This is a genomic window from Nocardioides sp., assembly GCF_047606145.1.
In the GTDB taxonomy this organism is placed as follows: Bacteria; Actinomycetota; Actinomycetes; order Propionibacteriales; family Nocardioidaceae; genus Nocardioides.
Genome location: NZ_JASGET010000048.1, coordinates 1 through 12,509, shown reverse-complemented (window position 1 = coordinate 12,509; position 12,509 = coordinate 1). Strand labels below are relative to the sequence as shown.

The 12,509-nt window shown below is 70.4% G+C and carries 9 protein-coding genes and 1 pseudogene; 2 read left to right on the top strand and 8 right to left on the bottom strand.

What is annotated here, in order from left to right; genetic code table 11:
- The 3 genes and pseudogenes from QM638_RS06590 to QM638_RS06580 form a co-directional block, all read right to left on the bottom strand.
- Nucleotides 1-180 (bottom strand): annotated as a pseudogene (locus tag QM638_RS06590) (sugar ABC transporter substrate-binding protein); the annotation flags it as partial.
- Between the two features lie 59 nt (nt 181-239).
- Nucleotides 240-728, bottom strand: a complete 489-nt coding sequence (locus QM638_RS06585; protein WP_415141156.1) for a PGPGW domain-containing protein — start codon at nt 726-728, stop codon at nt 240-242.
- A 37-nt stretch (nt 729-765) separates the two neighbouring features.
- Nucleotides 766-1,731 carry a TerC/Alx family metal homeostasis membrane protein gene (locus tag QM638_RS06580; protein ID WP_415141155.1) on the bottom strand — a complete coding sequence of 322 codons (966 nt, stop codon included), beginning with the start codon at nt 1,729-1,731 and terminating at the stop codon, nt 766-768.
- 225 nt (nt 1,732-1,956) lie between these two features.
- Here QM638_RS06580 and QM638_RS06575 point away from each other — a divergent pair, with 225 nt between their 5' ends.
- Nucleotides 1,957-2,454, top strand: coding sequence for a hypothetical protein (locus tag QM638_RS06575; protein WP_415141154.1), 498 nt, complete (start codon nt 1,957-1,959; stop codon nt 2,452-2,454).
- Between the two features lie 8 nt (nt 2,455-2,462).
- Here the strand turns inward: QM638_RS06575 and QM638_RS06570 are convergent, their stop codons facing one another.
- Together QM638_RS06570 and QM638_RS06565 are read right to left on the bottom strand one after the other, a co-directional pair.
- Nucleotides 2,463-3,116 carry an MBL fold metallo-hydrolase gene (locus tag QM638_RS06570; RefSeq protein ID WP_415141153.1) on the bottom strand — a complete coding sequence of 218 codons (654 nt, stop codon included), beginning with the start codon at nt 3,114-3,116 and terminating at the stop codon, nt 2,463-2,465.
- Nucleotides 3,113-4,225 (bottom strand): S-(hydroxymethyl)mycothiol dehydrogenase, encoded by a 1,113-nt coding sequence (locus tag QM638_RS06565; protein WP_415141152.1) that lies wholly within the window; start codon nt 4,223-4,225, stop codon nt 3,113-3,115. The genes QM638_RS06570 and QM638_RS06565 overlap by 4 nt, the downstream gene beginning before the upstream one ends.
- Nucleotides 4,226-4,317: 92 nt before the next feature.
- Between QM638_RS06565 and mgrA the strand changes: the two genes are divergently transcribed.
- Nucleotides 4,318-5,361 carry an L-glyceraldehyde 3-phosphate reductase gene (gene mgrA / locus QM638_RS06560; protein ID WP_415141151.1) on the top strand — a complete coding sequence of 348 codons (1,044 nt, stop codon included), beginning with the start codon at nt 4,318-4,320 and terminating at the stop codon, nt 5,359-5,361.
- Between the two features lie 186 nt (nt 5,362-5,547).
- On the opposite strand, the gene QM638_RS06555 is transcribed toward mgrA, so the two are convergent.
- The 3 genes from QM638_RS06555 to QM638_RS06545 all read right to left on the bottom strand — a co-directional run.
- Complete coding sequence (locus QM638_RS06555) at nt 5,548-5,757, bottom strand: AsnC family protein (RefSeq protein ID WP_415141150.1); 210 nt, start codon at nt 5,755-5,757, stop codon at nt 5,548-5,550.
- 66 nt (nt 5,758-5,823) lie between these two features.
- Nucleotides 5,824-9,450 carry a glycosyl hydrolase gene (locus QM638_RS06550; RefSeq protein ID WP_415141149.1) on the bottom strand — a complete coding sequence of 1,209 codons (3,627 nt, stop codon included), beginning with the start codon at nt 9,448-9,450 and terminating at the stop codon, nt 5,824-5,826.
- Nucleotides 9,451-9,516: 66 nt separating this feature from the next.
- Nucleotides 9,517-12,509, bottom strand: a 2,993-nt coding sequence (locus QM638_RS06545; RefSeq protein ID WP_415141148.1) for a glycosyl hydrolase, incomplete at its 5' end; no start/stop codon positions are given.

The window sequence follows — 12,509 nt, the reverse complement described above, 5'->3', positions numbered from 1 at the left end:
GGTCGGAGGACGGCGTACTCGAGACCGAGTGAGCCGGGCCGCGGGCCGGCTCACTCGGCCGGTCCCGGTGGCGCCGGTGGACGCGCCCGAGCCGCCCGAGCCCGAGCCGCCGCAGGCGGCGAGCCCCGCCAAGGGCAACGCCGTCGCCGCTCGCAACAGGGTCCGCCGCTCCAGCGCCATGGCCACAACCTAACGCGCCGCCACCAGGACCGGCCGAGTGAGCCGGCCCGCGGCCCGGCTCACTCGGTCTCGAGTACGCCGTCCTCCGACCGGCTCAGCGCGGCGACCGCCGCCGGCTTCCCGTGGAAGCGCCGGTAGGAGTAGACGATCAGCGCGAGCGCGAGCGCGCAGGAGGCCACCAGCGTGACGCCGGTCCAGCTGCCGCCGATCAGCCACCACGAGTCCGGCACCGGCCACCAGGACGGCGCCGCCGGCCGGACGAGCCACAGCACGCCGAACCCGCCGATCACCAGGGCGCCGAGGGTGGAGGCGAGGATCCGCGGCCAGGTCTCGACGCCCTCGGCGGCGCCCTTGAGGGCGGCGATCCGCACCGGCTCCAGTCGCCGCTCGGCCCACTCGTACTGCTGCGAGAGCAGCACCAGGCCGGCGAAGATCATCAACAGCCCCGGCCCGGGCAGGACCAGCGCGGCGATCCCCGCCGCGACCAGCAGCCAGCCGATGCTCTCCAGCACCAGCCGTCGAAGGGCCCTTCCTCCGGGGATCCGCACACCCCAAGGATGCCCGAGCCCGGCTGGGTGCAGAAGGTCAGGGGCGCGAGGCCGGCGAGGTCTGGTCGGCCTTCCGGCCGTCTGGGCTGGCAGGTCCGACCGGGCGGGCCGGTCCAGGGGAAGGTCCGGTGGCCAGACTGGTGGTCACGGTGACGGCCAGGATGCCGACGATCACGACCAGGGAGAGCCAGGTCGGCACCTCGGGTACGCCGGACCAGTGCAGGTGCGCCCAGTGCAGACCGAGCTTGGCGCCGATGAAGACCAGGATGGCGGCCAGCCCGTAGCCGAGGTGGGCGAGCCGGGCGAGCACCGAGGCGAGCACGAAGTAGAGCGCCCGCAGGCCGAGCAGTGCGAACGCGTTGGTGACGAAGACCAGATAGGGATCCCCGGTGATGCCGTAGACGGCCGGGACCGAGTCGATGGCGAAGACGATGTCGGTCATGAAGACCGCCGCCACCACCACCGCGAACGGCTTGAGACCGAGCCGCCTGCCGAGGCGAACCACCCACATCCGGTCCGGATCGACCTGCGGGTCGTGACCGGTGATCGTCTCCCGGAGCAGCTTGATCCCGGTGCCGGCGAGGATCACGCCGAAGACCAGGAAGACGACACTCCACCGCTCGAGTGCCGCGGCGCCCAGGGCGATGAACGCGCCTCGCAGGATCAGCGCGCCGACGATGCCGTAGAGCAGCACCTTCTGCTGCAGCCGGGCGGGGACCGCGAACGCGGCGAGCAGCAGCATGAAGACGAACAGGTTGTCCACGCTCAACGACTTCTCGACCAGGTAGCCGGTGTAGTACTCCAGCCCGGTCTCACGGCCGTGGCCCAGCCAGAGGTAGCCGCCGAAGGCCAGCGGCAGGGCGAGGTAGCAGGCGGACCAGCCGATGGCCTCGCGCATCGAGACCTCGTGCGGCTTGCGGGTGAGCAGCAGGTCGAGGGCCAGCAGTCCGACGACCGCGGCGATGGTGATGACCCACAGGGTGGGTGAGGCGATGGTGTCCATTCGGATCTCCTCGGACGGGTTCGTCCGAGGTCTCCCTCTCCGCGACGAGCGCGGCATCCTCCGGGACGGATGTGGATCCGCCGTACTGACCGGGTGGAACTCGGTGAGGTACTCCCCTCACCGGCAAGGCTACCGGGCCTGCCCAACCGAGCGCGTCCCACCGAGCGCATCGCCCTCCGGCCCCGTCACAGCCCCAGCACAGATCACCTGCCTACACTCCCGCGGGTGGGTCTGTTCTCAGCCAGAAGGGCCAAGCGCGCCAGGCGAGCCAGGAAGAGGGCTCCGCGGGACGAGGAGTTCACCTTCACCGTCGAGGCGGTCTTCGCCGTGCCCGTGCGCGGCTACGTCTTCGCCGGGTTCGTCCATTCCGGGCGGATCCGGGTGGGACAGCAGGTGGTGGTCGACCTGCCCGACGGCCCGAAGTCGGCACGGGTCAGGACCATCGACACCGACCACCCCCAGGCGAAGTCGGCCGGGGAGGGTGAGCAGGCCACCCTCCACCTCGCCGGCCTCACCGAGGGCGACCTGCCCTCCGCGGTTCGGGGCGACATGAGCATCCTCAACCCCGAGCACGTCGTCGGCTGGACGATCCGGTCGGTCGACCCGGTCGAGGAGCAGGACGACGCAGAGCCGGACGACGAGGAATCGACGGACGAGGAATCGACCGAGACCACCGGCGACGAGGACGAGGACGAGCGGCCGACCGAGGCCGCCGTCGACTGAGTCGGCCGCTACCCCTCGCCCAGCAGCGCTCTCTCGGCGCCGATGGTGGTGTCCTCCCCGTGGCCGGTGTGCACGACGGTGTCGTCCGGCAGCGCGAACAGACGGGCCCGGATCGAGGCCTCCAGCGTCGGCCGGTCCGAGTAGGAGCGTCCGGTCGCCCCGGGACCACCACGGAAGAGCGTGTCGCCGGTGAAGACGCAGCCCAGATCGGGTGCGTAGAGGCAGATCGCTCCCGGGGCGTGCCCGGGCGTGTGCAGCACCCGCAGCGTCGTACCGGCGATGGTCAGGGTCTGTCCGTCGGCCAGATCGACGTCCCACAGGCTCCCGGTCGGGTCGTCGGGGCCGCCATGGGTCAGCTCCCACAGTGGACGGTCGTCGGGGTGCAGCAGGATCGGGGCGCCGGAGCCCGCGTTGACCACGTCCCGCAGCGCCGGCGCGACCCGGACGTGGTCGTCGTGGGCGTGGGTGCACACGATCGCCCGCACCGTCCGGTCACCGACCACCGCGAGGATGTCATCGACCGAGTGCGGCGCGTCGATGACGAGGCACTCGACATCGTCGCCGACGACCCACACGTTGTTCTCGACCCGATGTGTCTCTCCGTCCAGCGAGAACGTCCCGCTGGCGACACCGTGATCGACCCTGACCCGTGCGGCCGTCACAGGATCACCACGCTGCGCAACACCTCGCCGTGGTGCATCTTCTCGAAGGCGGCCTCGACGTCGCCGATGCCGATCTCCTCGCTCACGAACGCGTCCAGGTCGAGGCGACCCTGCTGATAGAGGTCGATCAGCATCGGGAAGTCGCGCGAGGGCAGGCAGTCGCCGTACCAGGAGGACTTGAGCGCGCCGCCACGGCCGAAGACGTCGATCAACGGCAGGTCCGGCACCCTCATCTCCGGCGTCGGTACGCCGACCAGCACCACCGTGCCGGCCAGGTCACGGGCATAGAACGCCTGCCTCCAGGTCTCCGGCCGACCGACCGCCTCGACCACCACGTCGGCCCCCTCGGCGCCCTCATGGACCGCCGCGCAGATCTCCTTGATCGCGGCCACCGGGTCGACCTGCGAGGAGTCCACGGAGTGCGTGGCGCCCAGCGACCTCGCCGTCGCCAGCTTCCCCGCGTCGATGTCCACCGCGATGATCGGCGAGGCCCCGGCCAACGCCGACCCGGCGATCGCTGCCACCCCGACGCCGCCACAGCCGATCACCGCGACCGAGGTGCCACGGGTGACCGCACCGGTGTTGATGGCGGCACCGATGCCGGCCATCACACCGCAGCCGAGCAGCCCGGCCGCGGCCGGCCGGGCGGACGGGTCGACCTTGGTGCACTGGCCCGCCGCCACCAGGGTCTTCTCCGCGAAGGCTCCGATCCCCAGCGCCGGGGACAGCTCGGCGCCCGCGTCCGGGCCGTCGGCCAGCGTCATCTTCTGCGTGGCGTTGTGGGTGTTGAAGCAGTACTGCGCCTGGCCCCGCCTGCAGGCCCGGCACTGGCCACACACCGCCCGCCAGTTCAGGATCACGAAGTCGCCGGGCGCCACCTCGCTCACCCCGTCGCCGACCGACTCCACGATCCCCGACGCCTCGTGACCGAGCAGGAACGGGAACTCGTCGTTGATCCCACCCTCGCGATAGTGCAGGTCGGTGTGGCACACCCCGCACGCCTGGATCCTCACCACCGCCTCGCCCGGACCCGGATCCGGGATGTTGATGCCGACCAACTCCACCGGGGCTCCCTTGGCCCGCGCGATGACGCCCTGCACCTGCTGCATGCTTGCTCCTTGGAAGTTCGGATGGGGCCACCCTAGGGCGAGCGCGGAAACCCGCGGCGGCTCGCCGTTGACCGGCCCGGCAGGATGAGGGCGTGAGCTACCAACCCTCCCCCACCCGTTACGACTCGATGCGCTACCGCCGGACCGGCCGCAGCGGGCTCGACCTGCCCGCGGTCAGCCTCGGCCTGTGGCACAACTTCGGCGACGACGTAGGTTTCGAGCGACAGCAGGCGATCCTGCGGACCGCCTTCGACGCCGGCATCACCCACTTCGACCTGGCCAACAACTACGGCCCGCCGTACGGCGCCGCCGAGGAGAACATGGGCCGCCACCTGCGCGGCGACTTCAAGCACCTGCGCGACGAGCTGGTGATCTCCTCCAAGGCCGGCTGGGACATGTGGCCCGGCCCGTACGGCGACATCGGCGGCTCGCGGAAGTACCTCATCTCCTCCCTCGACCAGTCGCTGAAGCGGATGGGCCTGGAGTACGTCGACGTCTTCTACCATCACCGGCCCGACCCGAAGACGCCGCTGGAGGAGACGATGGCGGCGCTCGACCACATCGTCCGCTCCGGCCGGGCGCTCTACGTCGGGATCAGCTCCTACTCCGCCGAGCGGACGCGTCAGGCCGCCGAGATCCTGCGATCGCTGGGTACGCCGCTGCTGATCCACCAGCCGTCGTACTCGATGCTCAACCGCTGGATCGAGACCGACGGCCTGCTCGACGCCCTCGAGGAGGTCGGCGCCGGCTGCATCGCCTTCTCGCCGTTGGCGCAGGGGATGCTGACCGACAAGTACCTCGGCGGGGTGCCGGAGGGGTCGCGGGCGAGCCAGCACAAGTCGCTCTCGGCCGACCTGATCACCGCTGAGGCGATCTCCCACATCGGTGCGCTCAACGACATCGCGGCCGGCCGTGGCCAGAGCCTCGCGCAGCTGGCGCTGGCCTGGGCGCTGCGCGACCCGCGCGTCACCTCGGTGCTGATCGGCGCCTCCCGACCCGAACAGGTCACCGACTGCGTCGGCGCGATCGGCAACCTCGAGTTCAGCGCCGACGAGCTCGCCGCCATCGACGAGCACGCCGTGGACGGCGGCATCGACCTGTGGCGCGGTGCCCGGGCGGCCGGGGACTCGGCCTGATCCTGGTTTCGCGGCGGCTGGCGGCGGGCTGGCGACGACGGGGGGTAACACGTTGTCCACCCAGGTAACAGCGTGCTGCAACAGGCTGCTACCTAGGTGGACGACGTGTTACCCCCCGCTCACCTCCGCTCACCCCGGCGTGAGGACTTGCCCATCGCGACCAGCCCCACGACGACCGTCCTCGGGTCATAGCGCCCCGGACCGGACCGCCTTGACCACCAGCTCGATGTCGGTCCGAGCCGAGAACAACGCGCGGAGTCGCCGTACTCTCCGACCCGTCTGGTACGCCGACAACCCGACGGCGCCGGCGAGCGACCCGCGGCGGGCGCCGGTCGCGAGCAACGCGAGCAGCCGCCGGTCGACGGCGTCCACCGAGACAACCGTGTCGCTGTTCATGACGTGAACCTCCAGGACCGGGCTCGGGCCGGCCGCCGGAGCGGGCCGGCCCGAGCCTTGGGTCTGCTACTTGGTGACCTTCACGGCCTTGCTGGTGACGCTCAGCGCGGCGTAGCCGGTCTTACGCGCGGTGACCCGGACCGACAGCTTGTGGCCACGGTCCTTCCTGACCACCGTGTGTCGTCTCCCGGTCGCACCGGCGATCTTCTTGCCGTCGCGCAGCCACTGGAAGCTGAGCCTCACCCCGCTCGGCGACCACCTGCCGGGGGTGGTGGTCAGGGTGCGGCCGAGCTTCGCCTTCCCGCGGACCACCGGCTTGACCTTGTTGACGATCTTCGCCGTCGTCGGTCTGGCCAGGAGGGTGTCGACATAGGGGGTGACCTCGATGCCGCTCAGCCCGTAGGTCTGGTCGGTCGAAGTGCCGGCGCGGTGGCCCAGACTGGTGTCCAGCTTGATCGAGATCGTGTTGGCGCCGGCCTTGAGCCACTTCCCGACGTCCACGGTGTTGGTGAACTGGTTGACCGAGTCGATGACATGTCCGTTGATGGTCACCGAGGCGATGTCGTCGCCGTCGCCATGATCGAGTCGGAGACGGTAGCCGTCGGCGGACGTCCACGAGGCCGGCAGGGTGAAGCTCCGGCTGTAGGTACCGATGCCGGAGACCTCCGCCATCGAGTCGACCCCGAGCGTGTCGAGCTGCGCCGAGGTGGCGGCCAGGTCGTTCCAGGAGCCGAGCGAGACGTCGTCGAAGCTGACGTGGGAGACCGCCGAGAGAGTCGGATCGACGACGTTCGCGTCGGCGTCCGGGCCCCAGCTGTCGAGGTCGAGACTCCAGCCGTCGCCGAGGTCGACCGCCGAGGGTGGCGCCACCGAGGTCACCGTGCGCGTCGTCCCGTCGGAGAGCGTCACCGTGGCCGAGCCCGCCGCCTCGGTGCGCAGCGCGAGCTTGCCGTCGGCCAGGACCACGCTCCCGGCGGTGGTGGCGACCGCGTGCGGCGCGGGTGCCTTGGTCAGGCCGGTGGTGTCGGTGATCAGGCCGACGATCTCGGAGTTCCGGGCGGCGAGATCGACGTCGAGGGTGACCTTGTCGCCAGAACGGGTGTAGTCGGTGACCGGGGTGACCTCGCCGGTGCTGGCGTCCAGCAGGTACGGCGTGCCGCTGCCGGTCAGGGTGACCGGCCCGTCGACGGCGTTCGCGGTGTCGGCGTCGTAGAGGTAGTAGTACTCCCCCGAGGAGTCCGAGCGGTGGGAGGTCTCCAGGCCGGCCAGGCTGTGGGCCGCATCCGGCTGCACGCCCGCGGAGCCCAACAGCGCACGGACCTCCTTCTGGGTGGGCGCGAGCACGACGTTGTCCTGGTCCTCGAGGGAGGTCAGCGCGGCCGCGAGCTCGGCGTCGGCCGCGGCCGCACCGCTGGCCCCGCTGCCGCCGGTGCCGTAGACCCGCTCGATGTCGCTGTCGAACAGGATGATCGGCAGGCCGTCTTGAGCGTAGTCGATCAGCTTGTTCACGGTGGCCACCGAGAGTCGGGTGGCCTGCTTGACGACCAGCGCCTTGTACGCCGGCCCGGCGGCGTCGAGCACGCCGTCGGTGACCGTCGCCTCGTCCTTGGCCAGCAGTGGTTCGCTGACGATGTTGTAGTTGTAGCCGCGGTCGAGGAGCTGCTGAAGCGAGTTGCCCGACTGCAGCGAATAGCCGGTGTCGGAGCCGACCAGCACGCCGAGGTCGACCTTCGCCTCACCGCCCTGCATGACCGACTGGTTGCGAGCGACGTAGGAGCTGAAGTCGCTGACGTCGTCCCACCAGATCTGCCGGCCGTTCCAGGAGGTGAAGCCCTTCCCGCAGCAACGGAAGTTCCAGCCCGGCCAGGCCGACTGGTAGCCGTTGAACGTGGTCGCGAAGGCGGAGCCGTGCAGCACCGAGCGGTTGACGCCGTCGGAGAAGTCGGAGTTGAGCTCCTTCATCACCGTCGCCCAGGGCGAGTCGACATCGGCGGTGAAGGTCACCGACTCCATCGAGAGCATCTTCTTGCCGGTCATGTTGACCGCACCGGCGAGATTGCGCAGGCCGTCACCGGCGGTGGAGTTGTCCCCCTCGGGGACGTCGACCGCGGAGGCCGCCTCGGCGACGTCGAGGCCGTCGAGGGTGTAGGCCTGGGCACGGTAGGTGTAGCCGAAGGACTTCGCCCAGTCGCTGATCAGCGAGGCGTGCTCGTTCTCGTACAGGTCGCCGAGGACGAGGTTGTAGTCCTCGCGAGTCCGGGTCACGGCCTCGGAGTCGTCGAAGAGGGTGTCGGAGTCGGTGGCCAGCACGCTGGCGTCGGCGCCGAGCTTGTGCCCGAAGTAGTTCTTGAACTTGGTCGGCAGCTCGGCCGTCCACAGCGGGCTGTCCTTGTGGATCTCGATGGAGTCCTCGAAGATGCTGGTGCCCTGCTGTCCGTTCTCCTTCAGCAGGCCGCGGATCTGGTCATCGAGGATGTTCTTGTCCCAGAAGTCGAAGACCGCCTGGACGCCGCCGGCGGAGAAGTAGTCGGTGGCGTAGGTGCGGTTGTGTTGGGTCACCGAGGCGCCGCCGGACATGATCTGTCCGGTGCCGCGGTAGTAGTTGCCGATCAGCACGTAGTCGCCGACCGCGAGATCGTCGCCGTCGCTGGGGCTGTAGTCGGCGAGCGCCGAGATCCCGGCCAGGTCGGTGGCGTAGTGGTACTGCCAGTCGGCCATCCGCCGCCGGTTGCCGTCGGCGTCGATCTTGCCGTCGAAGTCGTCACTGGCCGGCTCGGGACCGAACTTGTCGACCACATCGGTCTGGTAGTCCAGATCGTGCGCGTCGGCGTACGCCTGGTCCGGGATGCCCGCGGCGCTGCCGGCGTACCGGACCCCGTCGACCTCCTTGTACGGCGTCCCGGCGGCTGCCTGCGCCGCGGTGACCCGGGTCTTGTCGGTGGCGCCGGAGACGTCGCGCAGCGAGGCATAGGAGAGCACCGGCTCGCCGTCCTCGACGGCGGTGACCTTCGCGACCGCGGCCGAGGAGTAGTCGTCGGTGAAGACGAACGGCGCTCGCAGCGACTCGGTGTTGGAGAAGTCCTCGGTCTTCGTCTCGGGGAGCGGCAGCGCCATGCTGCCCGCCGTCAGGTCGGTGGCCGTGATCTTGGTGTAGGCCTGGGAGGCTTCCTTCTGCTGCTGCGGGTCGTTGGGGTCGATCGTGTTGACCGTCGGCGGCCAGTGCGAGGTGATGGTGAAGTCGACCTTGAAGCCGGTCGCGATCGAGTTCGCGGTCTGCAGCAGCTGGCGGACGATGTTCTTCCAGTTCGGGCTGCCGAAGCCGATGGTGGCAGCATCGTCGTTGGTGTAGCTGGTGGTGTCGGCGATGAAGGCGACCTCGACGCCGCCGAACCCGCCGGCCGCCATCTCCTTGATCTGCTTGGCGACCATCGCCAAGCCCTCGGCATCCGCGCCCGCACCGGCGTCGGGGAACCACATCCGGGCCATCGGCTTGGCGTCCAGGCCGGGGTTCTGGAACGCCAAGACGATCGAGTCGTCCGAGGACGACGTACTCGTCGCCGTGGCGACCGGCGTCGCGGCGGTGGCGCCGGCCGACGTGACCGGGCTCAGACCGCTCACGCCCAGCGCGACGACGGCGGCCGCGGCCACTGCTCCGGCGCCGCCACGGCGCAGGAGATGGGAGCTCGCTCTCATCTGGTGTCCTTTCGATGGGGGTGGATTGACTGCCTGGCGTGTGGTGAGGTGCTTGGCCGGTCGGCCTCAGCGCAGCCGGACCTCACGGAACGGTTCGACGAGAACCGCCCCGGCTCCGCTCTCGCCGACGCCGAGGAGTCCGTCGTCGAGCTCGGCGCGACCCTCGCCGCCGCTGAGGGTGCGCAATTGGTTCGAGAGGGTGGTGGTGACCTCGACCGTGATGGTGTTCTCACCCGGGCGGAGGTCGCGGGCCTCGACCGTGCCGGTGATCAGGTCGACCGACTCCAGCCGCCGACCGTTGACCCACACCCGGGCCGAGTTCGCGATCGTGCCTAGCCGGATCCTCGCGCCGCCGTCGTGGCGCTGCCAGTCGGCCGGCAGCCGGAAACCGGAGGTGTAACGGCCGATCCCGGAGACGCCGCTGAGCTCGTCGATGTCCGCCCAGGGCCGAAGCCCGTGCACGGTGGTGCGCACCGTGCGATATGTCGTCTGGTCGGCGCTCGCGCCGGGCTCGTACGACGTCACCGTGAGCTGCCAGCGGGTCACGCGACGGGTCGTGGGGACCGCGGCGACCTCGGTGATCCGCAGTCCGGACCGGCTCAGCCGGGTGCGGTAGCGGCCGGCCTTGGTGGCGCGCAGGAGCAGTCGGCCCTGACGGCTGACCACACTGTCGGCGGTCGTGCTCACCACCCGCTCCGGCGCTCCCGCGGATCCGGTCCAGCCCGGCGGTGCGAGCGCGATCACGGCCGCCTCGTGCGAGGCCAGGTCCAGGCTCAGCCGGACCCGGCCGCCTCGCCGTGCATAGCTGGTGACCGGCTCGACAGCGCCGGTCCAGGCGTCGAGCCGGTAGGGCACGCCGGCGCCGTTCAACGACAGGTCGAGCGGGACCGGTGAGCTGACGTAACCGTCCTCGGTGGACTCGGCACCTTCGTTGTAGAGGTAATAGAGGTCGACCTCGCCGGTCTCGTCAACCCGCCGATGAACGTTCCAGACATGGTCGACGCTCTCGCGGAACTGCGCGTCCGGCAGCACCCCCAGCCTCCGCAGCGCCGCCGGGACGCCCGCTTGCGCGGCGACCCGCTGGGTTGTGGGCAGTCCGGCGAGCTCGACCAGCAGTGCAGCGACCTTCGCGTCATCGGACCGGTCGGACTCGAACGGAGTCGTGCTCGGCAGCTCGCCCACGATCACGATCGGCAGCCCCGCCCTGGCGAAGCGCAGCAGTTGCCGTGCTCGCGCGAGCGTCATCGAGTTCGACGCGGGCCGTACGGCGGCGCTCGCGCCGACCTCGGCGACGTCGGTCAGGACCAGCGCCCGGTACGCCGGACCGTTGGGGGCGAGCCTCCCCTTCCGGACCACCGACTGCGGCAGATCGAGCAGGTGCGGGTCGAGGTATTCATAGGAGTAGCCCGCCGAGCGCAGCTTCGGGTCGTTCCACAGGAGCGCGTCGTCAAGGTCCCAGTTGTCCCGGCCGCGGTCCCAGTAGGCGTGCCGGTAGACCGCGACGTCGACGCTCGCCCGGCCGGACTGGAGGACCGTCTGCAGCCGCCCCAGATAGTCGGTGAGGTCCTTCATGTGGTGCCAGTTCGGGTTCCGTGGGCCCCAGGACTCGCCGATCCCGCCGCCGACGCTCGCGAACGGGCTGTAGCCGGGCCAGGTGGCGTCGGTGGCGGTCGGATAGGGGTAGCCGTGCAGGACGATCTGGTTGATGAATCCGGCGAAGTGTCCGTGCAACAGGTTCAGTACGCCGGGGAAGGTGATCGCATAGCCGTCGTCACCGACCTTCGGCGGCACCACCACATCGGTCTCGACGGAGAAGACGTCGCGGCCCGGGATGTGCGCCGCGGCCGACATCGACCGGTAGGCGTCGACCTTCTCGGCGAACCAGAGCGACTCCGTCTCGGGGACGTCGGGAACGAGGGCGGCGTACTGCATGTCCATGGTCGCGCCGTACGCCGGCTGGGCGCGGAATCTCATCCCGACCCCGTGTGCCCAGTCTCGCAGCACCCGCAGGTGTCCCTCGACGTAGAGCTCGGAGAGCACCTCGTAGTAGTCGTTCCGGAGCCGGTCGTCGGAGCCGTCGGCGTAGGCGAACACCTTGGCCAGGTCGAAGATCGCGTCGAACCGGACCATGAGCACCGGCAGATGCGGGGCGATGTCGTAGCCGCGCCGCTTCTCGATGATCTCGATCAGGCCGTCTGTCCAATGCGTCGACTGGGTGAGCTCGATCGAGTCCTCGAAGAGCTGCGCCGAGCCCGTCGCGATCAACCGCCGGATCCGCGGCGTCAGCACCACGTCATCCCAGTAGTCGGTGACCGCGCGGGCGCCGGATCTGTCGAAGTGATTGACCACCGGCCAGTCGCCGACGGTCTTACCCTCCGAGCGTTGCCAGAAGGAGATCAGCTGCCAGGTGCCACCGTCGGCCGGGGCCGTCCAGGCGATCCGCCCGTCGCTCACCCGATCGCTCAGCACCACCGCCGTGCTGCGGTCCAGGACCACCGGTTCGGCGTCGGCCGAGCTGTCGACCGCGATCCGCGCCGCGACCACGGCGATCAGGGTCTGGGCGGTGACGCCGTCCGCGGCCGCGGTCACCGACGCGGGGACCGCGTCGTCGAAGGTGTCCCCGGCTGCGACCGTGGCGACGCCCCAGAAGATCCCCTGTGCGCTCTGGTTGCTGTTCAGGTCGATGGTGGGCACCGCCGCCGGCCACGACGGGCCGACCGTCAGGTCCAGATCAAGGTCGTGCCGTCGTGCCGCCTGCAGCGCGGTGAGCACGTCGCGCTGCCACTGGGCGGTGCCGAATCCGTCTCCCAGGTTGGCCAGCTCAGCACCACCGACTCCGGCGCTGGCGAGGGAGGCGACCTGGTCCCGGACCATCTCCTGGTCCAGGTCGGCATCCGGCAGCCACCACCGCACCCGCGGCCGCCTCGCGGCCACCGGTGCGGCGAACTGCCGCAGCCAGGGGTCGGCGTGAGCCTTCTTCCTCGCCGCGCTCGCGCTCTCCGCCGGGACCGCCGGGGCCGCCACCGCGACGCTTGCCGCCGCCGCGCCCTGGAGCACGC